General features: G+C 42.1%; 18 protein-coding genes and 1 pseudogene. 3 read left to right on the top strand and 16 right to left on the bottom strand.

Features of this window, described 5'->3' with window-relative positions; translation table 11 throughout:
• Positions 1 to 4 precede the first annotated feature (4 nt).
• The 4 genes from AC5FX4_RS11735 to AC5FX4_RS11720 are packed head-to-tail and all read right to left on the bottom strand — an operon-like array spanning position 5 to position 6,300.
• Positions 5 to 1,258 (bottom strand): sensor histidine kinase, encoded by a 1,254-nt coding sequence (locus AC5FX4_RS11735; RefSeq protein ID WP_493606568.1) that lies wholly within the window; start codon positions 1,256 to 1,258, stop codon positions 5 to 7.
• Positions 1,255 to 1,944: a response regulator transcription factor gene (locus AC5FX4_RS11730; RefSeq protein WP_493606567.1), complete on the bottom strand. Its 690-nt coding sequence runs from the start codon at positions 1,942 to 1,944 to the stop codon at positions 1,255 to 1,257. The genes AC5FX4_RS11735 and AC5FX4_RS11730 overlap by 4 nt, the downstream gene beginning before the upstream one ends.
• Complete coding sequence (locus tag AC5FX4_RS11725; protein WP_493606566.1) at positions 1,937 to 5,131, bottom strand: efflux RND transporter permease subunit; 3,195 nt, start codon at positions 5,129 to 5,131, stop codon at positions 1,937 to 1,939. Before AC5FX4_RS11725 ends, AC5FX4_RS11730 begins: the two co-directional genes overlap by 8 nt.
• Positions 5,128 to 6,300: an efflux RND transporter periplasmic adaptor subunit gene (locus tag AC5FX4_RS11720; RefSeq protein ID WP_493606565.1), complete on the bottom strand. Its 1,173-nt coding sequence runs from the start codon at positions 6,298 to 6,300 to the stop codon at positions 5,128 to 5,130. Before AC5FX4_RS11720 ends, AC5FX4_RS11725 begins: the two co-directional genes overlap by 4 nt.
• 674 nt (positions 6,301 to 6,974) lie before the next feature.
• On the opposite strand from AC5FX4_RS11720, the gene AC5FX4_RS11715 reads away from it, so the two are divergent.
• A complete protein-coding gene (locus AC5FX4_RS11715; protein ID WP_493606564.1) occupies positions 6,975 to 8,096 on the top strand; it encodes an ISAs1 family transposase in 1,122 nt (373 codons plus the stop codon).
• A gap of 46 nt (positions 8,097 to 8,142) precedes the next feature.
• Here AC5FX4_RS11715 and asnB read toward each other — a convergent pair whose 3' ends face one another.
• From asnB to AC5FX4_RS11695, 4 genes and pseudogenes are all read right to left on the bottom strand, one after another.
• Positions 8,143 to 10,374, bottom strand: a complete 2,232-nt coding sequence (gene asnB, locus AC5FX4_RS11710; protein WP_493606563.1) for an asparagine synthase (glutamine-hydrolyzing) — start codon at positions 10,372 to 10,374, stop codon at positions 8,143 to 8,145.
• A gap of 97 nt (positions 10,375 to 10,471) precedes the next feature.
• Complete coding sequence (locus AC5FX4_RS11705) at positions 10,472 to 10,612, bottom strand: hypothetical protein (RefSeq protein ID WP_493606562.1); 141 nt, start codon at positions 10,610 to 10,612, stop codon at positions 10,472 to 10,474.
• 135 nt (positions 10,613 to 10,747) lie between these two features.
• Entirely contained in the window at positions 10,748 to 10,885 is a 138-nt protein-coding gene (locus tag AC5FX4_RS11700) for a hypothetical protein (protein WP_493606561.1), read from the bottom strand.
• Between the two features lie 89 nt (positions 10,886 to 10,974).
• Positions 10,975 to 11,355: pseudogene (locus AC5FX4_RS11695) on the bottom strand (IS481 family transposase); the annotation flags it as partial.
• 1,119 nt (positions 11,356 to 12,474) lie between these two features.
• On the opposite strand from AC5FX4_RS11695, the gene AC5FX4_RS11690 reads away from it, so the two are divergent.
• Positions 12,475 to 12,900 (top strand): hypothetical protein, encoded by a 426-nt coding sequence (locus AC5FX4_RS11690; RefSeq protein WP_493606560.1) that lies wholly within the window; start codon positions 12,475 to 12,477, stop codon positions 12,898 to 12,900.
• Between the two features lie 100 nt (positions 12,901 to 13,000).
• Here AC5FX4_RS11690 and AC5FX4_RS11685 read toward each other — a convergent pair whose 3' ends face one another.
• The 8 genes from AC5FX4_RS11685 to AC5FX4_RS11650 form a co-directional block, all read right to left on the bottom strand.
• Positions 13,001 to 13,150: a hypothetical protein gene (locus AC5FX4_RS11685; protein WP_493606559.1), complete on the bottom strand. Its 150-nt coding sequence runs from the start codon at positions 13,148 to 13,150 to the stop codon at positions 13,001 to 13,003.
• A gap of 116 nt (positions 13,151 to 13,266) precedes the next feature.
• Entirely contained in the window at positions 13,267 to 14,379 is a 1,113-nt protein-coding gene (locus tag AC5FX4_RS11680; protein ID WP_493606558.1) for a hypothetical protein, read from the bottom strand.
• 71 nt (positions 14,380 to 14,450) lie between these two features.
• Positions 14,451 to 15,578 (bottom strand): hypothetical protein, encoded by a 1,128-nt coding sequence (locus tag AC5FX4_RS11675; RefSeq protein ID WP_493606557.1) that lies wholly within the window; start codon positions 15,576 to 15,578, stop codon positions 14,451 to 14,453.
• 262 nt (positions 15,579 to 15,840) lie between these two features.
• Positions 15,841 to 18,489, bottom strand: a complete 2,649-nt coding sequence (locus tag AC5FX4_RS11670) for an ATP-binding cassette domain-containing protein (RefSeq protein ID WP_493606556.1) — start codon at positions 18,487 to 18,489, stop codon at positions 15,841 to 15,843.
• 14 nt (positions 18,490 to 18,503) lie between these two features.
• Positions 18,504 to 18,983: a hypothetical protein gene (locus AC5FX4_RS11665; protein WP_493606555.1), complete on the bottom strand. Its 480-nt coding sequence runs from the start codon at positions 18,981 to 18,983 to the stop codon at positions 18,504 to 18,506.
• 1 nt (position 18,984) lies between these two features.
• A complete protein-coding gene (locus AC5FX4_RS11660) occupies positions 18,985 to 21,627 on the bottom strand; it encodes an ABC transporter substrate-binding protein (protein WP_493606554.1) in 2,643 nt (880 codons plus the stop codon).
• A gap of 15 nt (positions 21,628 to 21,642) precedes the next feature.
• Complete coding sequence (locus AC5FX4_RS11655) at positions 21,643 to 22,593, bottom strand: prohibitin family protein (RefSeq protein ID WP_493606553.1); 951 nt, start codon at positions 22,591 to 22,593, stop codon at positions 21,643 to 21,645.
• Positions 22,594 to 22,608: 15 nt separating this feature from the next.
• Positions 22,609 to 24,717: an ATP-binding cassette domain-containing protein gene (locus AC5FX4_RS11650; protein WP_493606552.1), complete on the bottom strand. Its 2,109-nt coding sequence runs from the start codon at positions 24,715 to 24,717 to the stop codon at positions 22,609 to 22,611.
• 299 nt (positions 24,718 to 25,016) lie between these two features.
• Here AC5FX4_RS11650 and AC5FX4_RS11645 point away from each other — a divergent pair, with 299 nt between their 5' ends.
• Positions 25,017 to 26,834 carry a hypothetical protein gene (locus AC5FX4_RS11645; protein ID WP_493606551.1) on the top strand — a complete coding sequence of 606 codons (1,818 nt, stop codon included), beginning with the start codon at positions 25,017 to 25,019 and terminating at the stop codon, positions 26,832 to 26,834.
• The last annotated feature ends 139 nt before the right edge of the window (positions 26,835 to 26,973 follow it).

The raw sequence follows: 26,973 nt of genomic DNA, 5'->3' as shown, positions 1-26,973 counted from the left end.
ATCATTATGAGAACGTAACGCTCACGCAGCGTCCATTATTCAAGGTCTTAATGTCATAGCCCCAATTGTACAAATCAGTCAAACGCTGGGTAAGTTCTAACCCAAGACCAAAGCCTAGTTGGCTCGCTTCTCGCACAGGGCCACTGTCGATATTAGTAATTGTAACTTGGTTACCCGTTTGACGTATTTGTACCTGGCCCTCAGCGGTATGAACATAGGCATTACGAATAATATTACTGAGCACAATTCGAGATGCCATGTGTGGCAAATTTACAATACTGTCATCACAGTTAATTTCCACCTCGATATGCCTATCTTGTATGAGATAAAGCAGCTCTAACATGATTTCTTTTAGGAGTTCAGACAAGTTGAGCGCGCTAAGTGGCTCTCGTTTATTTTCATCCCGATTTAACCACAGCAACGTCTGTGTCAAAGCACTCATTGTTAGTACTGAACGCTCTATTCGATCAAGCCCTGGCTTAAACTTAGATTTAGGAAAATCACCTTCCAGTAACTTTTTTAAAAGCTCAGCATTGCTTTGAATAACCGCAATAGGAGTACGTAGCTCATGACTGGCATAAGCTAAAAAGCGCTGCTCTCTTTCTACGCTTTTATTTAGATTACTCGCACTTTCGTTAATCATATGCGCTAATGTATTTAACTCGTTAAAGCTGAAATCTGGAATTGGCTGCGAAAGATTCGTGCTATCTAGGTGCCCAGCCCATTGTTGTAATTGTTCAACTGGCTTAGTGACCTTTCTTAGCACTAAAACGAGTACTACCACAAACACCAAAATCGCAGCGATAGCCGTCGCGCTGATCACCACAAAATGTGGCACTTCGGGTGATAGCATCAACATACGTTCATCGGCCTTGAAAATACTCGCCACATAGACAGTTTGTCGACTATTACGGACCTTCATCGCAAAGTAGCCTGCCGATGGTGGCGTAAACCACGTACCGCCAATCATATGCTTATTAAGTGTGTTATAAGTCATATTGTCATCAGTTAAGTATTCGGTTACTTCCTCAGGTAAATCTTGCCAACATGAAGCCACAATATATAACTGACTTTTTATTGGTTTTCCGTCACTCACAACGTGTTCCTGCGCGTAGGCATACATTGCTCCTCTCATTGCCACATCCATCCCGGTGATAAAGTACTGCATACTAAGCGCAGACAAAATCAATATACTGCTGATCCCCGTCAGCAGCATGGCGAGTAATACGTAATACCTTAAACTGAGCCGTATCTTCATTCTTCGTTTAACTTCTTAATTGCAAAACCTTTTCCGCCTATGGTGTGCACGAGTTTCTCTTCATGCTGTGCGTCTATTTGTTTTCTGATGTGGAACATATGTACCTTTAAGCTGTTGCTATCGGGCGGTTCATCTGCCCAAACCGATTGGAGTATCTTCTTCCGTGACACAACTTGCGGACTGTTGCGCATCAGAAGCTCCACAATTTTTAAACCAATAGGTGATAAACCTAGAAGTTGCTCTCCTCGATAGGCCTCTTGCTGTTTAACATCAAGGTGCAGATCATGAACGGTAAGGCGCGAAACTTGCCCACTTTTTCGTTTTGCTAGCACTTGTGTTCTCACTATTAACTCTTCCATTGCGAAGGGTTTAATTAAATAATCGTCTGCTCCTTTGGCAAATCCATTTAATTTGTCGTCGAGGGTATCCTTTGCAGTCAACATCAGTACAGGTGTGTCGACGCCTTTGTGGCGTATTCGCTCACACACTTGCAAACCATCTAAGCTTGGCAAATTAATGTCGAGAATTATCACATCGTAACGATGACGCTCAATTAAGTGCACCGCAAGCTCGCCATCGCTGGCATGATCGCAAAAGATATTTTCTAGCTCTAAATAGTCAAACACGGTCGCGGCCAAGTCTCTATCATCTTCAACGAGTAAAACACTCAACTGCGTATTATTCATGATTTACTCCATTTGATTGCTCGAGGTGCCCAGCAACTTCGTTATGTTTTTTACTAAAAACACGATTTTTGTTAGGACTTTTAATCGCTAATTTTGTGTTTTCCAATATTAATAATAGAGTTGGCGTTAGGAATAACGTAATTAAAGACGCGAATAAAATGCCATAACCCAATGCAGCCGCCGCGGGAATCAAAAACTGTGCCTGCAATGAAGTTTCACTTAGTAGCGGCAATAGCCCCGCAAATGTGGTGATTGATGTGAGCAATATAGCTCTCAGTCTCGAGTGCGCTGCCACACTCACTGCCTCTTTGACTGATAAGTTATCTTCTTGTCTTAACTGGTTATAACGATTCACCAATAATAAGCTGTCGTTTACCACAACGCCACTCAATGCCAGAATGCCGTTTAATGATAATATGCTGAGCGTTAACCCATTTATCCAATGACCCAGAATCGCACCAACAATGCCAAACGGGATCGCACTCATAATCACGAGTGGTTGTAAGTAAGACTTTAATGGGATAGCCAATAACGCAAATATTGCAACAAGCGCCAATACAAACATATGTACCATAGAACTCCCCGTCTCTTGCTGCTGCTGTGCTTCCCCTGCAAACTCAACAACCACATCAGGGTAACGTTGTTCAATCTCCTCTAGCGATGTTGTGCGAAGCTGTTTAATAAGCTCATGTGGTGCAATTTTCGACTTATCTAATACAGCGCTGATAAACACCGTTCTTTGTCCATTTGTTCGTTTGATCTGGGCACTTTGATATTGACTATGTACCTGAGCAACATCACTTAAAGGCATGCGTATACCATCTGGCGTTGTGACATAAGCTTGCATTACGTCTGCTAGCGTTTGTCTTTGCTCTTGCGGATAGCGCACACGAACCTTGATCTCATCTTCACCACGCTGAAAACGCTGTACAATATCGCCACCAAAATTTTGCAATACTTGTTTTGATAGTTCGGCACTGTCAAAACCCAGCGCTCTGCCATAATCAGTTAACTCAAAGTAGTACTGTGGCTCGCCCAAATCTAAGTTATGGTCAACACCGCTTACACCGTCAATCGCGTTAATTTGAGCTAGCAACTCATTGCCAGCACCAGTCAGCGCTTTGTCGTTCGACGATTTCAGTAATAGCCTAAAGTTATCTATCATGCCTCGCTTTGCGAGTACTTTGGTTTTTTTAACGCCCTCCAAAACCCCCGCCGACTCTCGCCACGTATCAGCAAATTCATAGGCACTATAGCGGCTGTTTTTATCAAGCTCGATGGTCACGGTACCTTGTGTATCACTCTCAGCGAGTACTTGAATACTGCGAATATAACTTGCCTTAGCCTCTGTGCTTTCGCCGTACTTCCTGCGCAGTTGGTTATCGCTATAAATTGCTAAGTTTTCCAAAACCAATAAGTTTTTATGGGTTTGACCAAAACTGGCATCATTGTATAGGGTAATATCGGCCGTCACTGTATCCCCGGGTACTTCCGGAAAGAACGCCACGCGCACTTGGCCACTAAAAGGTAAGGAAATAACCGCAACCATCAGCGTTATAAACAAAACAATCACTTTTGTTTTGTTCTTCAAAGCGCTGGACAAGGCTTTTTGATAGACCTGTTCATTAAAGTACATCAGTGCTTTATTTGCGCTGAGCTTTTCCCACCAATTGAGCGATTTAACCTTTTTACGCGTATTTAGGTGTGTTAAGTGGGCAGGCAAAATGAGTTTTGATTCTATAAGTGAAAGCAACAACGCAATGGCCACAACAGTACCGAATTGCGCGTAAACTTGTCCCAAACGCCCTTGAACGTTACTCAATGCTACAAATGCAACGACCGTCGTTAACACACCAAATATGGTTGCAGCGGCAACCTTTTGCGTACCCCAAATCGTATTGGCTGTCGTGTCGCCATATTGTGCTCTGGTATGGTAGATACTCTCACCGACGACGACCGCATCATCCACGACAATGCCCAAAGCCATGATAAACCCAAAGGTAGTCATTTCATTAAGAGTGAGGCTTGCAAAACTCTCTGTCATAAAAAAGAGTGTACCGCAAAATACAAATGGCAAGCCCATCGCAACCCATAAAGCGACTCTAACGTTTAAAAACAGGGCTAATACGATAAATACAAGCGCTATCCCAGTCAGTGCATTTTTTATCAACAAAGACAGACGTTCGGTGATCAAGGTGCTTTTATCGAGCCAGCTTTCTATCTGTATGGTATCTGGTAGCATATCGCTGTTTTGCCACTGAGACACAACCTCCTTAGCTTGTTCAACCATGCTTACCACGTCACCATAGTCGTCCATCACAATTTCTAACGCGACAGCAGTTTTTCCGTTGTAACGAGACAGCGAAAAGCTATCATCTTCAATAATGCGCTCAACTGTGCCGATATCTTTTAACAACAACTCACCACCCGATGGAAAGCTTTTAATCACTATTGACTCAAAATCACTTTCGCTAAAAGCCTGATCTAACACTTTAAGCCTGACTGATTTATCCTCATGCCTTAGGCTCGTTCCTATGGCGTAAGACGACTCTTTGTTGATAGCATCAGCCACTTGCTTAAGCGTTAAGCCATAGGCCTGCAACATTTGCTCTTCAACTTCTACGGAGATCATTGCTTGTGTTTTAGCTTTAATTTGCACATCTTTAATATCACCCTGTGCAAGCAACTGCGCTTTGAGTTTAATTGCCCACTCATTCAAACTCTGTTTGTCAGAATCGCCATAGAGCTGAACCCATAAAACATGATCTTGTCGCTTCGCTTTGGTAATGACGGCAGGTTCCGCCCGCTGAGGTAAGTTATTAATGGCATCCACTTGCGCCTTAACGTCTTGGTACAAGGTCTCGATATCATAACCACTTTGCATCTCTATACTGACGTGTGCACCACTGGCATTTGAGGTTGATGAGATGTTTTTGATACCGGCAACGGACTGCAAAGCATTTTCAATTTTTATGGCTACGCCTTGCTCGGCCTGAACAGGCTCGCCACTGTCGAAAACCACTGACACTGATACGGTATCAGGCTCGAGGCTCGGGAAAGCCTCTTTGCGTAAATTATTGATTGATAAAAGCCCAACTAAAACCATCGCCACAAAAAGTAAATTTGCCGCCACCGAGTTTTGTGCAAACCACGCAATCACGCCCTTTTGTTGATTAAGCTGATTCATAACACCGCCTCCTCAATAGGGCTCACTTTCATCCCTTCACTAAAATGACTCAAAGGCCTTTTAACTACTTGTAACGACGCGCTTGAAAACGGCTTAACATAAACAGATGAATCAAGTGAAAATACACTATTTGCGGCTTGTTTTTGCAATTGACTATTTTCGTCCACAAACCAAACGTCACCGCTTTGTGACAGCGCTGAAGCTGGCAGTTTATATAGCGACTCTTGAGAGCCTTGCAACGTGACTTTAACAAAGCTTCCTGCAATTAAAGGCTCAGCTTGCCCCAAGGGGTCATCAACCACAACAATGACCGAACGTTGACGTGTTTGTGCATCAATATGGCTTTCTATTCTCTGCACATAGCCTTGCCATTGACCGGTTTTACTATTCACTTTTTTTATCGAGACAGGCCATAACCCTTTGTCTAATTCACCATTGAGCTTTACATTGAGTTCTTGCCATTGACGTTCTGACAAAGGGATTTCTATTTCCGCTTTTTCAATGTCATACAACAGAGCAATTGCTGTGCTTGCAGTTAAATATGAACCTAACTGAATGTTACGCTCGACAACCAAAGCATCAAAAGGAGTCTTTATCACTGTGTTATCTAAGTCATGCTGCGCTTTTTTAAGGGCTTTCTTAGCATAGTTAAGAGCAGCCTGTGCAGCCGCCAATTGGGGCTCTCTTAGTACAAGAGGCGTTGCTTTTTGGCCGCCTTCTTTGCTCAACAACCACTCTTGATAAGCGACTTCACCTTGCCTTTTTTCTTCTTCAAGTTCCAGTTTAGCTTGAGCAACTTGTGATTGAGCTTGCGCTAATTGCGTTTGGTAAAAGCTGTCTTCAATCGTAGCCAGTGTTTCTCCTTTTTTAAGGATCTGCCCTGACTGAAACTTTTCACTCAAACTAATGATTTTGCCATTTACATCGCTTGTTAGGTTTAACTTATAGCGAGGTAGCACCTCCCCTAAACCAGTTACCGTTGCTTTATAGTTATCTGCATTAATCGTTATCACGCCTACTTGTGGCAAACTAGTACGGATAACGCTAGAGTGCTCTACCAGTGCATGAATTTGTTTGGGACTCTCTGATACGCTATGTGCTTTGTTGTAAATCAGCACACAGCAAAATGCTGTTACACACATCGCTACACTTATGAGTTTAAATTTCATCTTTGCTCCCGCTCTCAACGCTAATACGCCCCCCCTTGTTCAACGCGCATTTATCCACATCAAAATTACCGATAGATAAAAGCATAAAGCGCGTCTCCAAACTTGAATTCACGCAGTTTAAATGCTGAGCGGTTAAAAGAGGGTTAAACAAGAATTGAGGAGGTTAAAAGGTATAAAAGATCAGGCGGCTTTCAAAGAATTCAATTGAACGTTTATGACGAGCAAAGCTGTATTTACTATTCAACAAAACACACAGACTCACTCGTCAATAATAGACCTATTGCTAGCCGCTCACCTTCTTTAACAGGGTTATGCCAAGGTGAAATCGCTATCCATTATAAGGAAACTTTAATTGAATTATTAATATGATAACTTAGAATAATGCCCTCTATTTGGTCCACCGCTAAAGTCTATTCCACATATACATAAAGCATTGCGACACAGTATAAGTCTTCGAAAATTCTTTTCGAACAAATACTTTACTCCCTAGGCAAGATAGTTGTCATTCTTAAAACTTAACCAATTTGTAACTACACCTAATCTAGTACAACTCATTAGTAGAATTATGCAGCCTCAGGTAACCAACTGGGTCATGTCTTTAGGGCAAGATCATGAACTTTACCTTGACATAAATTTATGATCTTATACTGCTTTTCAGATTAAGCAGCACAATTATGTCAGCCAATAAGTTGTTCGAACACTTTTCTTCCATTGATGACCCACGCCAGCAAGGTAAAGTGCAACATCCATTATTTGATATTCTATTTCTAACAATCAGCGCCGTAATCGCAGGTTGCCAAGGTTGGGAGGAAATTGAAGAGTTTGCCCATGACAAACTAACTTGGTTACGTAAGTTTATAGCGTTAGCGAACGGCGTGCCGCGGCACGACACGATTGCAAGAGTTATAAGTCGTATTGATATGACCCAGTTTCAAGCCTGTTTCTCTCAATGGATGCAAAGCTGTAGTGAACTCACAGACGGCAGTGTGGTTTCCATTGATGAAAAAAGGCTAAAAGGTTCATTTAAACAGCCAGATAGAAAAGATGCTATCCACATTGTCAGTGCGTTTGCCTGTGAAAATGGCGTGACGTTAGGTCAATGCAAGACCGACTCGAAGTCCAATGAAATCACCGCAATCCCAGAGTTGCTACAGTTACTAGAGCTAAAAGGTTGCTTAGTGACGATTGATGCGATGGGCTGCCAAAAGGAGATTGCGAAGCAAATTATAGAAAAAGAAGCAGATTATTTGCTGGCTCTCAAAGCCAATCAGGGCAACTTATTTGAACAAGTGAAACAACTCTTGCAACCAGAAATATCACGCCAGATAGCGACTGATAGCTTATTAAGTGAAGTAGATTATCAACGAGGTCGAGAAGAATTCAGAGCGGCTGTTGTCTGCCATGAAATGGCTCAAATTCCCGCAAGAGCTGGCTGGCCCAATTTACAAAGTGTAGGCGTGATAGTGTCTTACCGTAAATCGGATAACCAGCAGCAAGGTGAATTAACCTATCAATATTACATAAGCTCAGCGAACTTGAGTGCGCAAAGACTAGCAGAAGCCACGCGAGCACATTGGTATATTGAGAACAGTCTTCATTGGTGTTTGGATGTGGCAATGAATGAAGATGGTTGCCGTATACGCCGCGACGGAGCAGCAGAAGTGTTGGCTGGTGTAAGACATATTGCATTGAATTTATTGAAGAAAGAGACATCCTTTAACAAAGGTGTACGCGCGAAACAGCTAAAAGCAGCTAGAAACGAGTGCTATCTAGAAAAGGTATTGAATAGCAAGTGATTTTTCATGCTCTTGCCCTGGTCATGTCTTCCAGTGGACTTTCAAACTAAAAAGTAAGTAAGTCATAATCTATTGCTTCTTCGATATGTTTTCTTACTTTTGACACTGGTATTTCTAAGTCAGTACATATTTGCTCTAGAGAGTGTGTACCATCAATGTGTTGAATGACTTTCATCCAATCTCCGTCACCCTCTTCGCTTAGTTCATATTCTATTCGGCCATTAACAGCGATAAATATGCATGTACTTTGGTACATTTTGCTCGAGTTAGTGAGTAATTGCACGTTGTCCGCCAAAGCTATCGGTCTACCTAAACACAATTCGCTTCGTCGTGTTGACATTGACTCCTGTAACGAACTTTGTTCTTGCTCAGACCAGTCTGAAATATTGAGAGAATCAAGTACAGAGTACGAATTACTTACGTGTTTATGAGGAATAGGTAGTTCTTTGGCCATTTTTTCCAGTAATCCCATACTGGTAATTTTTAATAGCGACTCAACACCTTGATACTCCGGATCTTTAGGAATTGAATCAATCAACTTGTTTAACTCTTGAGTGCTTATAACTGAGTGTCTGCTGTCACCAAATGCTTCATTTAGCAATGCATAATCATCATCTATGAGTAAGTTATACATCATGCGTTGGGTGAAACGTTGGTCTTGGCCCATAAAAAAAGGCACCTTAGGCCGTTCACAAAACCTTTCAGGTAGCCAAGGCTTCATGGCCTCTCTTAGTATACGTTTATCCCAGAACAAATCTTGATAGTGTTTTTCAGGCACTTTGGCACAGAGTTCCACTAATTCGTGATCTAAAAATGGAACGCGACTTTCTATGCTATTGCCTGATGACGTTCGATCTTCATGCCACAGGTTGTACATTTGCAGGTTCTGGCGGTTCATTCGCGTATAGGTTTGCCACGGGTGTGTACTTAACTGGCTGTTACTCGATATAGCCATAAATTGACGGTGAACTAAATTTCCGTAATGGCTAATCTCACTATTTTGCCCGCTGGTTAAATAGTGTCTTTCTATTTCGCGCATTGTCTCCATCAATGCTGGCCATCCATAATTAGACTCTTGCAAATCAGGACGAAATTTTTCTAGATAAACGTGACTATAACCGCCATTAAGTTCATCACTGCCCTGCCCTAATAACATGACTTTTAAGTTTGGGAAATGATGTCGAGCGTAGCGGTGCAGGTGATATTTGTATAAATGTTCAGCATCGATTTCAGGAGTTTCTAGTAACCAAACTAAATCCTTCCAGTGACTCGCTTTGAAGGAATTGTTGTGCCAAGAAAAGTTCACCTGATGGTTACTCAGTCCAAAATGGCGAGCCGCTTCAAAACTCGACTGTGCATCGCCATTTTGAAAGGTACTCTGACTAAACACCGAAAAAGTTTGTAAATCTGGTAACTGTTTTGATGCAAAAGCGGCAATTGCAACCGAATCAATGCCACCGCTGAGGAAAAGCCCAACGTCCACATCTGACATAAGTCTTCTTGACACCGCAGCTTCAAGCGTCTGAGCATATTGTTCAATTATCTCTTCTTTGCTTCGCGTATCTGCTAGCTGCTCTTCTTCGCCTAAGTCTGGGTAGTTCCACCATACATGCTGATGAATTTGTGATGAGCCAATGTCAATTGACAAATAGTTACCTGCGGGTAGGTAATGTATATCCTTAAAATAGGTGGGTAAGGATTGTTGCTCAATAAGTGGAGAGTTTCGCCCGCTCAACGCTTGGAACCAATCAAATTCTCTAGGGCAATCTGGGTGAGCGAGTAACGCTTTTAATTCAGACGCAAATGCAAGCTGACCATTGAATTTGCTATAGTAAAGCGGTTTTATTCCTAGTCGATCTCGGGCTATGTACAAGCGTTGGCGACGCATGTCCCAAATCGCAGCAGCAAACATGCCATTGACCATTTTTAAGGCATCAATACCATGCTCTTCATACAAATGAAGGAGCACCTCACAGTCTGAGTCACTTTGAAAAACATGATGGCCTTGAAGCTGTGACTTTAATTGTTTGTGATTGTAGATTTCACCATTAACGACCAGCATGACGCTGCGGTCTTCATTTAAAAAAGGTTGGCTTCCAGATTGAAGATCTACAATGGATAAGCGATTAAATACAACGCCCAGCGGCCCGTCACAGAAATATTGTGTTTCGTCAGGTCCTCTATGCGATATTTGCTCTCCCATGCTCTGTAACAAAGCAAAGGATTCAGGATTGTACCCTGCACCGTTACAATTAATAATACCAACAAAGCCACACACTACTGTTCTCCTTGGCTAGACTAGGATTAAAAACACGGTCATTGAACCTGAATTGCTAAATTATGGTGTCATAAAAATTTTGAACTGTGTAAAGAAACTAACGGGCCCCAGGGTTACCAGCTTTGATCCCTGTTTTAACTAGAAGGCCCTGTTTTTTTTGTTCGTTTACTGCAGCGGGTTGCTCAAGGTTGATTGACGATGAAACACTTTCTGGCTGTGTGCTTTTATATTTTTTCATTTTAAATTTCATTTAAATAGGTTATTTATCGAGAGGTTATTTTTAGGCTCATTGCTATGCCTCAGCGCAGAGCCGCAATAACCCCACTTTATTTTGAGTCAAAGGAGGCTTGTTACTTGGGGTAGAGCTTTAAATTTAATAACCGCCGCCGCCATAAGCTGCTTTTAATCCAGATTTAACGACAACGCCTTTGGTACTTGCCTGTTTTGGCATTTCAGGTTGTGTTGCTGTTACATTATTATCTACTGTTTTTGGTGCTGTATGTTTTTTCATTTACATACTCTCCTCGTTTTAAATATATTTCCCTAAAATAGTAATGTAATTACTCTGAGATTCACAGAAAAAGTTATGATTCTTTATTATTCAGTTCGACGTTCAGTAAGGGTCCGTAGCATAGGTAGCTCAAAGTAAGGATAAAACTCTGTTGTTCAGTTGGTCTGCTGCTGTGAACGGTGTTTTAATGTTGCAAAGCTTTGCAACACGTATCTACGAAAGTTGGCTGATATATAAGGCCAACCCCTTTTAGGATTCCAGCAAAAAAGTGTTCTGCAAACCAAGATATACAAAGTGTTCAGTTTCAATTTCGCCGCAGGCATTGTCGTTTGGGTTTTTCTTCTCAAGCGCAGTCACCTGAGGTTTCGTCAGAATGATGCCTTCTTGCGCGGCCTTAGCTTCTAGCGTTTTTAAAAACGCTTCTTAAAATTTACCAAGTCATGGCGCAACCAAATTGAGCGCACACCACTAACCTAACAAACACACCTTACCTATTGCTATTAAAACTAGACACAACAAACTATCACTATACATAAGACAATATATTACCAGCATTCAAATATTTAACAAAACCAATAACCTGTCGTCACTTCCTGTAGAACAATTATCTGTATGCTAACTTATTGGTAGATGGTCTTTGTTGGGTGGAAGTGCGAAACATGCTTAAGTAAAGTATTGCGATGGATGTCGAGCAGAACATTGTAAAATAAATGTAAAAATTGATGTTTATTTCTGCTTGCGATGTTTGAAGTATCTGGCTAGGATTGAGCGCGACTTTCATTGTTCTGAGATTGGCAAAACTTGCCGAATAGCAGGCAAATAATGGAAGTGTCATTACGTTAGTATCGAGCATCAGTAATCGCCCCAAAACCAGCGTATGTCTTACAAATAAAATAGGGAATATCACAAAATGAATATTAAAAACATAATATTTGGTTTGGCTGTTATGGCAATAACCACAACAGCGGCTGTAGCCACCGAAGTTTGTACTGAGTCAGAAGTGCGCACGGTTGCAGTCAATATCTGTAAAAACCAATGCATTGTGAAGTGCGCCGGACTTGCAGCACCTTTTGACTCGACATATCCTTGTTTCTGTTCAAACCCAGATATACAGGCAGCACCTGTTAGCCCTGTTATGTGCGACTATTTTCAAAACATATCCCCCAGTGATCCAACACTAAACTGCGCTGTACCCTCGCACTTGGCGCACCTTCTTGAGGGGGCGGTTAAGGACTAGCTCACACGAAGGTAACTATACTATTAGCTATCGAAAATGCAGGATTTGTTGGCAGCGCTCGCTTACTAAAGCCTGCCAGCGTAGCGCGGCCAATAATTTTATTTATCTTCAATGATTCATATTGTCTCTTTCGCTATGGCCTTTTCCTAAAATAGCGCAATAGTGTTATTACTATTGTTATAAGACATCAGAAAATATTTCTTTACATTACCACTACCAGAGTTAATCCAAACCGTGACGGATATAAAGCCCCTTTCTTCAGCTCTATAACACCTAGCGACTTCCGCTAACTCAATCTTTGGCCGATGTACTGCCACGATAATTCTGTTATTTAGCATTTGCATTTAAAAAGTTGACAATTTTTATATGCATAATCGATAGTAATGGTCCGACAGGTGGGGAATGCCGCACCCGAGCAGCCTCAAAAGCAGGCACTGTTTCATTCGCTGTCGATTTTTCTGCAGTACGCGTGGCGCACAACGTCACCGAAACATATTTTAAAGAGGATGGAACGGATTATCGGGGCAATAAGAACGTAACCGAGCTGGGGTATACCTGCCAATACTGGGATGCGCAATATCCAAGAGAACACAGCTATACACCCCAAGCTTATCCTAGTACTGGGTTGGGTAGCCACAATTACTGCCGCAACCCCAGTGCGTCGGCCAAACCTTGGTGCTTTACAATTGGTGCTGAGCGCTGGGATTGGTGTGATGTTTCAGAACATTACCAAGGGCCAGGAAGCGAGCCGCATGGCATGCCCTCGTCAGCAAACTAAGCTGGAGTACGAGTTCAATTTGTATACATAGAGTACTTAGTTGACACAGTTCTCCGGCTGGCCAATTTTGGCAAGGCGGAGAACTGAATTACTTAGATGTTTAGTACCCGCCACCATGATAACCGTAAGCGGCCTTCAACCCTGATTTAATGGCAATCCCCTGCTTGACCGTTTCTTGAGCACGTATAGGTTGCTCTGGTTTATGAAACTGAGCAGTTAACACAGGTTTGCTTGACTGATATTTTTTCATTCACTTCCTCCCAATTACTATATATCCAAGTTATTTGCTGACTAAAACTAACACTGGGTATCAAAATAGACAGTTAGAGTTGAACACCCCATATTGTGTACAGTCTTAAATTAAGGTCACCTATTTTGGAACTCATTAATAATGAGTTTAGCAAATACTTTTTTCTCTTGGCTTACATCAGCATCAAATTCAGCTATGATCCCATTGGATCTAACCCTGTTTTGTCTATTCCCAATCGCACTGTTTCGCAATTTATCCCAGTTTGCACTTAAAGCGCTACCTGCATAACCTGTCGTTAAATATGTTCCGCCAGGGCTAGCATAAGGAGAGGAAAATACCGATGTTAATATAGGCTGAGATCTATCTAGTGGTCTTAACGCAAAAGCGCCTTCAGCGCCAAAAAAACCAACTTTCTTGGTCGCATAAAGTTGTGCAACAAATGCAAACTCGACATCGTTACCATTGTCATCAAAGGCAACATCCAAACCTCTTATAGTTACCTCCTTGGCGTTTACACCTGGCAGCTTAGTTCTCGGAAAGTCTTTCATTTTTCCAGCCCACATATATAAATCCCCGCCATTTGAAGTGAAGTTTTGGCAAACTAAATTGGTGGTACTGAAATTAACTACTAAGCCTAGAAAATCTCTGTTAGATTTAACCGCATACCATACAATCAAAGGTCCTAGAACGCCTGCGATCAAGGCAATTGCCAATCCTGCACCAGTAAACGACAGCGCACCAAGTACAGCCGCTGAAATACTTAGCCCCAGAAAGATTCTACGTTTAACTTCTTCAGACATGATGTCTCCAATTGCAAGTAAGTTCAATGTATGGAACGCATTTGCAATGTGATCAGTAGTTAAGTTATCTTGGTATTGTAGTAAAGCAAGGGTTAAGTTTTTCTCTATCAAAGAAAGGTGGACATTATAAGCTGAGCTAGTTCTAAGGAATTCCACAGACCGTCTCATATACATTTCTGGTGGATTTGCGTCCCCAAATTCACGAATTAGTAGTTCTTGTTCCTCAATATTGATTAAGTCACTTTTTGCGCCCTTTGTACTTACAACATTGTTGTTAAAGTTTTTCGATAGCTTTCTTGCATAAGCGATTGCGACATCCTGAACTGCTTTTGAGTGGTCGAAACTTTCGTCATCGCAGCTGTTGCAAATTCTATCTCCTAACCCTGCTTCCATATCATTGAGAAGTTTTCGTGCATCATTTTCTATCATTTTATAGTCCATTAAGTTCTAGTTGCCCAACTCCTTGTGTTAATTAGCAATGTCGTTGGGCAACATAGTTTTTATGCGTCAAACTTATGAATGACGGTAAGACCAATGGGTGTGGAGCCTCTAACTCCATCAACAGTTGACACAGCGCGAATACCGTTTTTATTTATACTTGCTCGTAAACTACGACCATTACGCAATGGATGCCAAAAGTCACTTAATTGACTACCACGAATATTCGTTTCCAAATTAACTCCATTATTCTCACTATATGGACATGAAAAAAGAATGGCTAAGTTCGGGCCTGTTTTGTTTTCCGGTGTCAATGCAAACATACCCTCAGCACCAAAAAGTCCGAATTTTTTTTCTGCGAAGTAGGTGCCAGCATAAAATGCTACAACGTCATTGCCATCGTCATCAAAGGCCAAAGCACTTCCTCTTACATTTACAGTATTAGCACTTACTCCATCTTCCTTATCCAGAGGGAAGCTAACTAAGGTACCTGCATGCATATAGCGATCAGCGTCACCACAGTTCAAATTGCTCTCAGTAAGATTTAATATCACACCATAAAAACTTTTTTCTGCGGTTAGCAAAAAGTAAAGAATGACAGCCGCTAAAATAAAACCAACCACAATAAGAGAGTTCGTAACGCCAATAGCTCTTACACCCGCAACAATAGCTCTTCTGGCTGACTTTGTTTTTGCCAACTCTACTATAGCCCTTTTCCCTGCGGCATAGGATATCGACAAAACTCCCGCGCTTGCTAAAGCATTAGCAGTATCACCAACAGTGGCTCCGGCTTTATCTACAAGTCGCTCATATGTAATACGTTTATGATTTAGGTAAAACCCCATTTCTTCTGCGTTAAATCCCGCAAGCTCAGCAGCATCATCAGCATGATATAGCTCATTTGGGTTTGGTTCACCGCTGTTCCTAATAGAGCTAATTACCTCTTCAACATCTACAGGCCCTTCCCAGTCTTCAGATACGTCACGCGCGTCGCCACCTTTGTTGTAGTTTGTTAACGCAGTACGGATAATTGCTTGCGCCAGCTCCAGTTTCGCATCTTCTAAATTAAGTCTGCCATTGCTTGTATCCTCGGTCAGCCGTTCAGCCAAACCGGAAGATATCCTATTTACAAACGCTTTAGCTTCAGCTTGGGCTGCAACTAGATCACACTTATTAAACTCTATGTTCATTGTCAACCTCCATTGTAGAATAAATTAATGTTGCGGTTACCCCCCTTGGGTATAATCGCGACTAAAGTTAACCATTAATAAACACAAAAGACAAGATTGGTTAACCATTTATAAACACAAAAGTCAAGCGAGGTTAGCTAAAAGTGTACCCGAAGCGAATCTTTCTAGCTAAGGAATAGGAGCACTAAAGCGACCTAATGTAACGCTCCCTTTAACAGGTGTAATGGCAAAGCCACAATAATCAGGGTTACTTGCAAGCTCGCTAAAGCTTGTGCAACTTGCCATCTTCAAGCTTCATTCTTTGCCAGGTTGGGTCATGCCGTAGCGCAGCCTGTGTTGTTACCTCAGCAGCCAACAGCTTGGTATACAGCGAATCGGGGTTTGCCGCTAAATGTACAGGTGCTGCGTCTTCACATAGTTGACCTTCTTCAACCACCCATACGCGTTTAAAGTCTTTGGTATCTTCAATATTGTGGGAAATAATTATCAGGGTTGCATCTTTCCATAAGCGCTGTGCTTTGCGTAGAAGTCGTTGGCGCTGGACTTTCGGCAATCCTCTAAAGGGCTCATCCATAATCACTAAACGAGGAAATGGTTTGTTAAACGCCCTTCCTAAGCGAATTCGTTGCCCTTCACCGCCCGAAAGCATGCCACCGCATTCACCTAAGGGGTCGGTTTGTTCATCGGGTAGCTGATTGAGTATGTCTATAAGCTCTGCTTCTTCATATACAGTAGGCGCTACATCACGCTGGCTATCATTACCATACTGTATGTTTGCTGCAATTGACTGATTCCAAATTTGTACCTCTGGCGCTATCCACACTATCTCTCGGTGCAGCTTATGTATTTGCTCCCCTTGATATAAGCGCTCATCAATAACCAGCGTACCACCATCCATAGGTTTATATAGGCCAAGCAACAAACCTGCTAGGCTAGATTTCCCTGACCCTGATTGACCTACAATGGCGATATGCTCCGAAGGTTCTATGCATACATTCCAGTTTGATAGTAACCTTTGGCCCGTTAACTCCAGATCAATGTTGTTGAGCGTTATTTTGGCCCCATGAGGTTGCTGTTGCTTTTTGTGTGTGTTTTCTTCAAAGTTAGACGTTTGTGGGTACCAAGTGGTGTTTTCGTTTGGTACCGACAGCGGCTCTAGTGCACGTATTAATCGGTTGCGAAGCGAAGGATACTGTTGCACATTTTCTGCAAGCATACCGCCCAGTTGAGGTAAGTACAACATCCAATACAACAACACTAATAGTCCACTGGCGTCACCACCAAAATCTACGTACGACAATACAACCCATACCGTCAACGCTGAGCCGACCAAAAAGTTACAAAGTGCCACATGTTCATAGCTTGCGCAAAAACGCCAACCTGCTTTCATCCAATTAACTAACAGCCGTTCATGCTCTATTCTTACTGCTGCGCCACTACTGTGACTGCGAATGGTTGTGAGGCCGCGAAGCGCATCTAAATAAAAGTTACTTAATCCGCTGATATGCGTTCTAAACGTGAGGTCCTGCTCTTGCATTAAAGGTTGAGTTGCAAACGTACATGCAAGTATTGCAATGCAACTTAAGGCGATAATCACGGTACCTTGTGGAAATAACACCGCAAGGCCTATTGTGATAAACACAATCTGCAATGTGATTTTTATAACATTAAATCCTAGGACAGGTATATTACGCAACTGGCGAAGTTCATATGCTCGCTGGATCATGTCTGAAGACAATCGGCTACTAAAGTAACGTTCACCAAGCTTGGGGAGTTTCTCCAAAAAGCGTTGCCGAATACGAACCTCAATACGTCGCCCTATGGCTCGTGATGTGACAGCTAAAGGCCATTCAAGTATTAATAAAGCAAAGAAGAACAGCAATACAAAGTGCATGATTTCTAGCTTTTGTGAAAACAAACTAATTTGTTGGCTGACTTCTACTAGGCCTCGCAATACGATGACCTCAAGTGCTAATCCAAAACTAGCGAGCAAAACCCCAACAAAAAGCACCATGGGATGTAACAAACCATCCTCGACAAGGGCTCGATAAATTGTGCGCTCAGGGGTTACACTTTGCTCATCAAGCTTTGCTTTTTCATAGTCATTGCGCGGCTCATTCGACCTTTGGGTTGTCGAACTTTGTTTACCTGCGACGTGTATTATCACCACCCCAGACATGTATACAGAGCCTTCGCTCTCAGGCTCTGCAATATAATTATCAGGGGAAATGAGTTCCGGTGTTTGATAGCTGTGGTTAAGCAATAAAGCCGCCTGTTCACCAGGTTTTATTGCGCCTGAGCGTATCACCTTCATAACCATGGTAGTTGCGGCATCGAGTTTAGTTATACTTTGCCAATCATCGCTTTGCAAAGCGATATCAATACAGGATTGTGCCCAATCTACATCATTACAAATAGTGAGCATTCTCACTTTTAGCAATTGCGAAAACTCAACAGATGTCACCCATTGTTGCCAAGCACTCTCGTCAATCAGTTGCTGGTGTGTATATAGTCTCTCTTGTAATGATTTGAGCGTTACCCAGTGGCGTCCAGTGCCGGGGTCCATGATTTGCGCCCAGCCTGACACTATACGCCACACTACAATAAAATGCGGCATGCCGTTTGGTTGCACAACCACGGCTATAGCGGGTAATACTTCCGCCTCAGGCAATAAAAAATGCTCTTTCGGTGTAAGCAATTGAGTCGCGTTGAGGCCAAACTCTGTCAGAATAGATTCAAGCGCCTCTATTGATGTACCATCAATATCAGTGTGGCAATGTTCTCTAAGATTTTCATAATTAGCGTCAATATCAAAGCCAGATAACACAGCTTTTATGACCGCCGGCCCACAATCCAAAGCTGAGCTTTGAATAACCTCTGGAATGAAAAAGCAACGTTCTGCGTTATGCATAGGTCAACCTAAAGTTACTGTGTGAGATGAAACAAGTAGGATGCTGGAGATTGACTATCAATCTCTACGGCAAAATCGATGGCAATGCTTTTTTCTAATAGTGTAGCCACCTCGAACGTAGTACTCACGGAGCTCTGTGCCTTATCGACATCGGTAATGTATGCCTTAATAGGCTTTAGCGGAAGTGTGGTACTTCCTGACAAGGTGACTATGGCAACTTGGCCCACTTGAATTTTTGCAATATCCTCTTCATTAATAACAGCATCTACCTGATATTGTCGATAAGGTGTTACCCTGCCTTCATTCATTCGCCACACAGGCTGAGCTTCTAGGGTCACTTCAACAGACTCACTGTAAGCAAGGTGTGTTATGCGGCCCATAAATAACCACATTACCCACAGAATCAGTAATATTGAGGCTAAGCTTAGCCCTATCCAAGAACGCTCACGCTCGCTTTTAAGTGCGTGTAATGTTTGAGAAAAATGAACAGCCAAGTTAGTTTCCTCCACTCATGGGGCGTGCGCGGAGAGTTTGCATCCTGACTTCGAGTTTAATGACCGAACTTTGAACTAATGTGCCGTCGTTAAACATATCACTATATCTTGTGACTAGCTTAGTTTTGGCGATGCCATTGGCAATCAAAAAGTCTGACAGCGCGTTTGTGTATTCATTGTCATTAGCTTGTTCATCGGAAGCGTTAACAATAATTTGAGCATCATAAACCAACGTGCGCTCAAAACGTTGCATAAAAGCGGCAAGCGTTAGTTTCGCTTCGTCGGTTATACGGTATTTTCTATCAAAATGCTCGGCAAATAATTCATGAACATATAATGTTGTGCAACCATCTGGGTCAACCTGAACACCGACTGGTGTATTTGGGCATTTATCCAGATAATCTTCTAAACCATCTTCATCACTATCTACTGGGCACCCTTGAGCATCGACGCCATACACCTTAGACTCTGACGAAGTATCTTGACATGTATCTAATACATCGATAATTCCGTCTTTGTCATGATCTAACGGACAACCAAACCCATCGACCCCTTTTGCGAGCTCTTTTTGTGTATTCATTCGACAGTTATCTGCATGATCAGGCACATTATCCTTATCACTGTCTATTGGACAGCCTACAGCATCCACGCCGAAGCGAAGTTCGTTTTGCGCATTATCGGGACAGCTGTCTCTATAATTGGCAACACCATCATTATCGTTATCAACAGGGCACCCTTGTACATCCAACCCCCCTGCTTTTTCATGTTTACCACTTAGCGGGCAGGCATCTAGATAATCAGGGATATTATCCAGATCGGTATCTATAGGGCAGCCCTTTGCGTTAACGCCTTTGCTCAGTGCGCGCTTTTCGTCATTTGGGCATAAGTCTTGGTAATCGGGCACCTTATCTTGGTCAGTATCGTTTGGACACCCTTGGAGATCTAGCCCTTTACTTTGCGCTTTAATTGAATCGTTTGGGCAGTGATCAAGATAGTTGGGTATATTGTCTGAGTCTGAATCTAACGGGATGCCTTCATTGTCAACACCTGCGCTGATTGCCTCTGGCGTGTTATGGGGCGCTTTATCACGGTAGTCTGGTATTGAGTCATTGTCAGTATCTTTTGGACAGCCTTGTTCATTAACACCTTTTACCAAAGTTTCTTTGTCATCATTTGGGCACTGATCTCGATAATCTGGTACGCCGTCGTTATCGGTCTCTATAGGACAGCCTTGAGAATCCCCATCCAGATAAATTCCCTTACTAAGCTGTAACTGTGTATTGTTTGGGCATGCATCTAATTTATTAACTACACCGTCATTGTCGCTATCAAGTTCTACACACAGTTTGAGTGACTTTGCTCTAGGTTCGCTGACCACATTGTCTTTTAAAGTTCGATATTCGAAACTACTGCCTACAAACGACTTGATGATATATGTCTTGCCACTTACATCACCATTATCTTGAAAACCAACCGTGCCTGTTAGGCCTCGACAAGTTGGTGAATAGCGTATCTCATCAGCGATTTTGCTCGGCTCTGATGTGCCTGCCCGTTTTATAGCTCTTAATATGACATTTATACTGTCATAACCAAGCGTTGCAAACCTGTCAGGCGCTTGTTGGTACTGCCTTTCAAACTTACTGACAAATGTGTTATTTGATTGACTTGCCAAATTAAATACTGTTGGTACTGAGATATTAATCTGAGAGTCTTCATTTTGTTGAAGTTTGCCTAACTTTTCCCAAAACGTTTGGTTATCTAAGTTCTCCCCTCCCACAAATAAAACATCATCGAGCCCGCGTTTTTTAAATTCTCGAATGATTTGAATTGCTAATGTGGTATCGGTAAATAAAAAAATTGCATCTAGAGGGTTTTTCCTATGAGCCCGCACAAAACTTACTGCATAATCAGTGAACTCGCGCTCGCTCATGTCAGAAAAAAAAGACCGTTGAATTGCGGTATTTATGTCAAAGTTTTCTTCTGCGGCTTGAGAGAATGCTTCGCTTAACTCTAGTGCCCCTTCGCTTCGCTCATTAAACACTGCCACTCGTTTAAAGCCTTTGTGCCCTGCAAACTGTGAAAGCTGATGACCGAGCTCAACATTGGTGGGTAACATGCGATACACATAATCAAAATTCATTGTTGTGAGTAACACATTGGTGGCAGTGGGCGCGATAAAAACCTTTTGATTTTGTTGGTAGATTTGTGCGGCAGAAAAAGCGCTAGCCGAATACTGATGCCCTGTCACAGCAACCACTTGCTTGTTGTGATATGAGAAATCTCTTGCCACGATGCGGGAGTATTCTTTAATACCTTCCCCAGCTGTTAAAATAGAGGTCGTTTCCAGCGCTTCATACAGTGCCTCCTCTCGTTCATCAATAACGAGTTCGACCGCTTGACCTAAGAGGCCGCCTGCGTCATTAACTTCTTGCACAGCAAGTTGTGCACCTTCTACAAACTGTCCTCTTCCTTGTGGCCAAGCTACACCGATAGTGATTGTCCCATCTTCTTGAAACTCTTTCATTTGTTTGGGTTGCTTTGTGTCACAAGCCATGAGCAATAACAATAAACCACACAAAATAGATACTTTGTGTGTGATGCTTTTATTTATAATGAGCATACTCATTTGGCTCAAATTATTCATTTTAACCAGCCTTTGCTATTGTTTGTCTTGTTGCTCTGGTTCAGAGTTATCAGCCCAATCGCCAGCATTAAGCATTAAAGGTAGGCCGTCTTTTTGTCCGCCGATAATCACCACCTTTGCATTATCCGATGACGCCAGAGCTGTTGTTGCTTGAATGCCATGCCAGCGTAAAACCCTGTCACTCATCGTGGCGTTAATTTTCTCAGCGTAATCTTGTATACCTGCAGCTTCAATACGTTTTCGCTCAGCTTCTTGTTGCTCTGCTTTTAATTTAAATGTGTATGCTAAGAAGTGTTGCTCTTCCACGAGCTTTTCTTCTATTGCCGTGCGAACGCCAGAAGGCAAAGAAACACTGCGTATGACGATGTCATCAACAATGACAAATTTTCTACCTACTTCTTCTATTGCTCGGGCAATTAACTTGCTAAGCAACATGCCTTTGTTGGTATATATTTCCTCCGGTGTATGGTTACCTAAGCCCTTACGTAAAACCGACTCTATTTGCGGTAATATAATTCTGTTTGGATAGTCAGGCCCTACTTTTTGGTGCAATACACCAAGTAATTCAAAAATTGGCCGATAACGTACAGCAACCTTGAGCGTAACCGGTAGGCCACGATTTGTTAGTACATCAAATTCGTGGCGAATGATTTGCACTCGGGTATCGTAAATTGCCGCATAATTGAGAGGAAAAAGAAAGTGTATCCCTTCGGTTAAGATATGATCTGTAACTACCCCGCCATCAAATGGACGATATAACACGCCCCCTTCACCTGCCTCAATGTAAATAATGGCACGCTTCCAAAGCACAATAAGCAGCACCAACGCCAATATGACCAAAGCAATCTTTGCGGGCATTTTTAGCGTGACATTATTTTGTATCCGCTGCCAAAATTTCATCATAGGCTTAGGTAAATTAGCCTTGTCAGGAGACTCATTTTTATGTGTGTCAGAAGTGTGAGCCATAGTTGTTTATTCCCTTTAAGGATGAGCGATAAGTAGCAATGCATTGCTTCGTTTTAGTACACTAGGCAATGCAATATTGAATGTTTTGGGGTCAAGCGAGCTAAAGCTTTCATCTAAAATTATTAAATCTGCTTGTTGGAGGAGTGCTCTGGCGATAAATACACGACTTTGCTCTCCATGAGATAAACTCCAGCCCCCTTCACCAACCATTTGGTGTAGCCCCGCAGGCATTTGATTAATTAGCTTTCCAAGATCTAGCTCTTCGCAAACCGTTTGAGCATCTATCAAATCAGCTTCACTTGGTGGCCAACATCTTCCCATTAGTAAGTTAAAAGCTAGCGTTTGTGAAAATAGGTAGTTGTCATGAAATTGTGGGGCCATGACTACCTTTTTACGCCATAGTTCATTGTAAACTGCCTTGAAAGACGCACCGTTTAATGAGAGTTCACCTTGTTCCGGCATATATGCGCCCGCGATTACATAACCTAGGGTAGACTTTCCTGCGCCAGAGTTTCCCTCTAGTAGTACCTTTTCTTTTGGGTTGATACTAAAGTCACAGCCATCCAATATTTTGCGCTTATTGAAGGAAAAGTGTAATTCACGTGCTTGTATAATCGGATATTCTGCGCCTTTTGAGTCTGCATGAGTAAAACTTGCCATAGTATGAGGTGAGTTTGCTCGGGTATCGGCTGCTCCTTCATATATAGGTCTTAAGTTTACCCAAGCACACCTTGCTTCTAGCAAGTATTTTACGCTATTGGCAAATTGCTCAAGAGAGGTAGCCGCGAGTAAAATAGCGCCAATACAGACTGACAAGCTCGCAACATCTACATGATCACTTGTCAGTTCAGGCATGAGCAGAAGCAACGACAAAAACAACCAAACTCGGCGGCCTGCGAATGTTGTTAATACCGCTCCCCATTTATCGAGCTGCTCGCAAAGTTTTGCATAGTTGCTAAGGTCTTCATCTTCTGTCAGGTGTCGCTGCTCGGGCAGTTCTTGAATAAATCGAGTACGGTGACCTACCAATTGCTCAGATAGCTTGCAATTTAATTGTAAATCAAAGGAGAGCCATCGTTTTATCTCTCGATAGTACTTTAAACTTAACATGCTTATCAGTATTAGCAGTGCAATTAACAGTATTGAATGTGACCAACTCACGCCTGCGACTGCCAAGATAACACCGGCTAAAAATACTTGAATTAACGCGGTGATAGCAATAAATGACATACTAAAACTTTGCGCTTCAAGTAAATCAATATCCATCACTTGACCCATAAAATGGCCACTACCGTAACGGCGTACGTCATTCGGTTTTAGTTTTAAGATCCCCTGCAATAGCTGTTTACGGAGTTCAGCGCCAAAATCAAGCGACAGTCTATTTTTAATCTTCAGGCTTAAATAATAAAAAGGGATGGCACTGAACAGCAGTAAAGCCCAAAGAGAGAATACACTGTCATGATCATTTGTTTCAAAAACACTGAGTCCGATCACATACCAACTTAGAATCAGCATCATTTGAAATAACAAAGCAGAGCAAATACTTAGCGTTAAGCCTTTTAAAAAATTTTCCTGCTTGAATTGTGTAAATATGTTGTCGTATGCAGCAGGGCGAAATAACCTCGCTTGTATAACGGGTGTATTTGATAATTGTTCGATTAACAATGACTCTAGTATTTTTTCACGCTGCTGAGTAGGTAGCCCCAATGGTAAAAGTTGCTCTGATAATGACTGCCTTAAGGGGAGCACATGGTCTTTTGTGAGTATATCTTTGAGCTTTGCTAAAGGGAGCAAGCTGGATTTTTGCCTGCTATTTAGTATTACCGCATTTTGGCGTTTGGTTTTAAGCAATACGATAAAGCCATTACCTGGCATCATCAAAATACACGGGGCGCAATTATTTAGCGTTTTGCTTACATCGGGATAGTTTGATGTATTGCTTTGAATATCTACGCCTGAGCAGTTGGCTATTTGCTCGAACCAATCATCAAGGTTTACATCACTACTATGCGCATTTATTGTTGCTGCGGTGAATTCTGGGCATGCGCCAGATCCTCTAATATCACTTGCTAAAAAAGAGGCGGCGACATGTAAATTTGATAACGGCCAGATCAAATCATCCATAGATGTAGATTGAGCAAGGTATCCTTTTTCTATTATTGCCCTGAATTATATAAATAAAAGCAGATTAGAGGGAAGTAATATTCACATGCAAAGTTCGTAATGTCAAACCTGAACACGTAACTTAATCACTCTTCATGCGGTATTTCACATTGATTAATGTGCCTATTTTGTTGGAGATTAAATGTAAGGCGCATGAAATGTGGCCGAGATATGTTTGTGCTAGTATAGCACCAGAGAAGATGCAGTACGTTTTGCTTCTATCCTCTACCACAGTGTATAAATTAAAAGGAAAATTATTTATGACCCGATGTTTAAAGTATTTATCCCTTGCTAGCGCTCTACTTGCTGCATGCTCCTCTGCCACCAAAGCGAATGAGTATTCCGGTCACTCAAGCATTAACCCGGATGGCATGCTGTCAATATCCGCTCTATCAAAAAAAGTAGCTGTTGAGGTGCTAAATAGCGAGGCTGCACATTTACAAGTAAATGGAATGAGCACCACAGAGTTGTTTGTACTTGATGCAACAAGTGTAAATGAAGAAAACTTGTCAAGTTATAAAGACTTGTTAGATACAGCCCGAGTGATGGGCATACCAATACTGATTGAAAGCGCGCAAGATACAAAAATCATGGCGTCATTAATAGGCCTCGGAGTGACGGGAAATAAACTATTGCTTAAGCCAAATGAGGATGAGTCTACTCTGACAATTGAAGTTATTAAGGAAGAGCCTAGTGCAGACACACCTCTTTCAGAGCATGTGGTAAACGAAGTGCGAAAATATCATCTTTCCAAACATAGGTTGCAACAGATGACATTCTCAAATAGCGCTAATGCGCCAGCTGGCACAAAGTATGTTTTTCGCGTCGAGAACGCAATCAATCACACTTGGAAACCAGGTAATACAGAGCAAGTTGTTACGACTCACGCAGATATAGAATACAAGCTATACGCAGCTAGTGAGGATAGTGCAAAGTATGTGGTTGTTGGTTTAACAGAAGTGGTGTTTAGTCCTGGCGAGCTATACAGCAATACTGAGTCTAATCGAGGTTACTTTCAAGACAGGGTGAAGATGAGCTTAATACCCAGCTCGCCTTCAGACATTCACTATAAAGAGCATGTACCCGTTAACGCAAATAACCTATCAACCGTTACAGTCTCGAAAGGATGGACTCTGACGGCAGGAACAACACCGGAAGGGCCTAGCACATCACTTTCATACTCTGAAAGTCAAAATGTCACTGAGAATTACTCTGATTTTAAGGTTGTACATAGCTCTAATGGAAATGATATGCATTGGGAGTGGAATATGAGCAAGTACGACTATAACAACGACCCAAAAAACCTATGTTACAGATACCTTTTTCACAGATATCAGGTTGCATCGCTGCCAACGCTTGCTACGAACACTTTAATCCCAAATTTTAGCGCTGTGTATAGATCTGCTTTGGATTTTGATGGTGTTGTGAGTTTTGATTTTAAATATGCGCATCAACTTCGTAATGTGAAAGAAGAATTTAAGGATGGACCCGAAGGAGCCTTACATTACGTATGTTCTATTGATGACATTGCAAAAAAAGAAGGGACAGTGACATTTTCAGTGGACTTCTCTGCTGTACGAGCTGCACGAAATGTGACCGAAACCTATCTCGATATAAATGGCAGGGACTATCGTGGAAACATAAACCAAACTATAAATGGTCATACTTGTCAATACTGGGATGCACAGTATCCTCAAGCGCATAGCTATTCACCACAAACTACCCCTGGTAAGGGTTTAGGCTTTCACAATTACTGCAGAAACCCAGACTCAAACGTAACTAATTCAAACAAACCTTGGTGCTTTACAACGACAGCAGGCACGAGGTGGGAGTATTGTAACGTAGCTGAGCACTATCGCGGTACCGTGAACCGTACCATAACCAAAAGTGTAAACGGAAGAGCGGTGAATGGCCTCACGTGTAAAAAGTGGTCTGAGACTAGTTACACCGCAGCAAAATATCCGGGTAAAGGTTTGGGAGATCACAATTACTGTAGAAACCCTTCAGGTGGTGATTACAACAAAACTTGGTGCTTCACAACTGACCCTGAGATGACTTGGGACTATTGCCAAGAATAAGGACAAATAAAGCCTGACAGTAAGTAAACGGTCGGCATTTTATGTGCCGACCGACCCTGTAATACATTATTAATAAGCGAATTTAAATAATAGTACTATTACCGAGCGTGGTTTTGCTTCACTAAACAAGTTTCCGTCT

It is taken from the genome of Pseudoalteromonas sp. ATL1, assembly GCF_058933015.1.
This window is presented reverse-complemented; position numbering and strand designations above follow the sequence as displayed.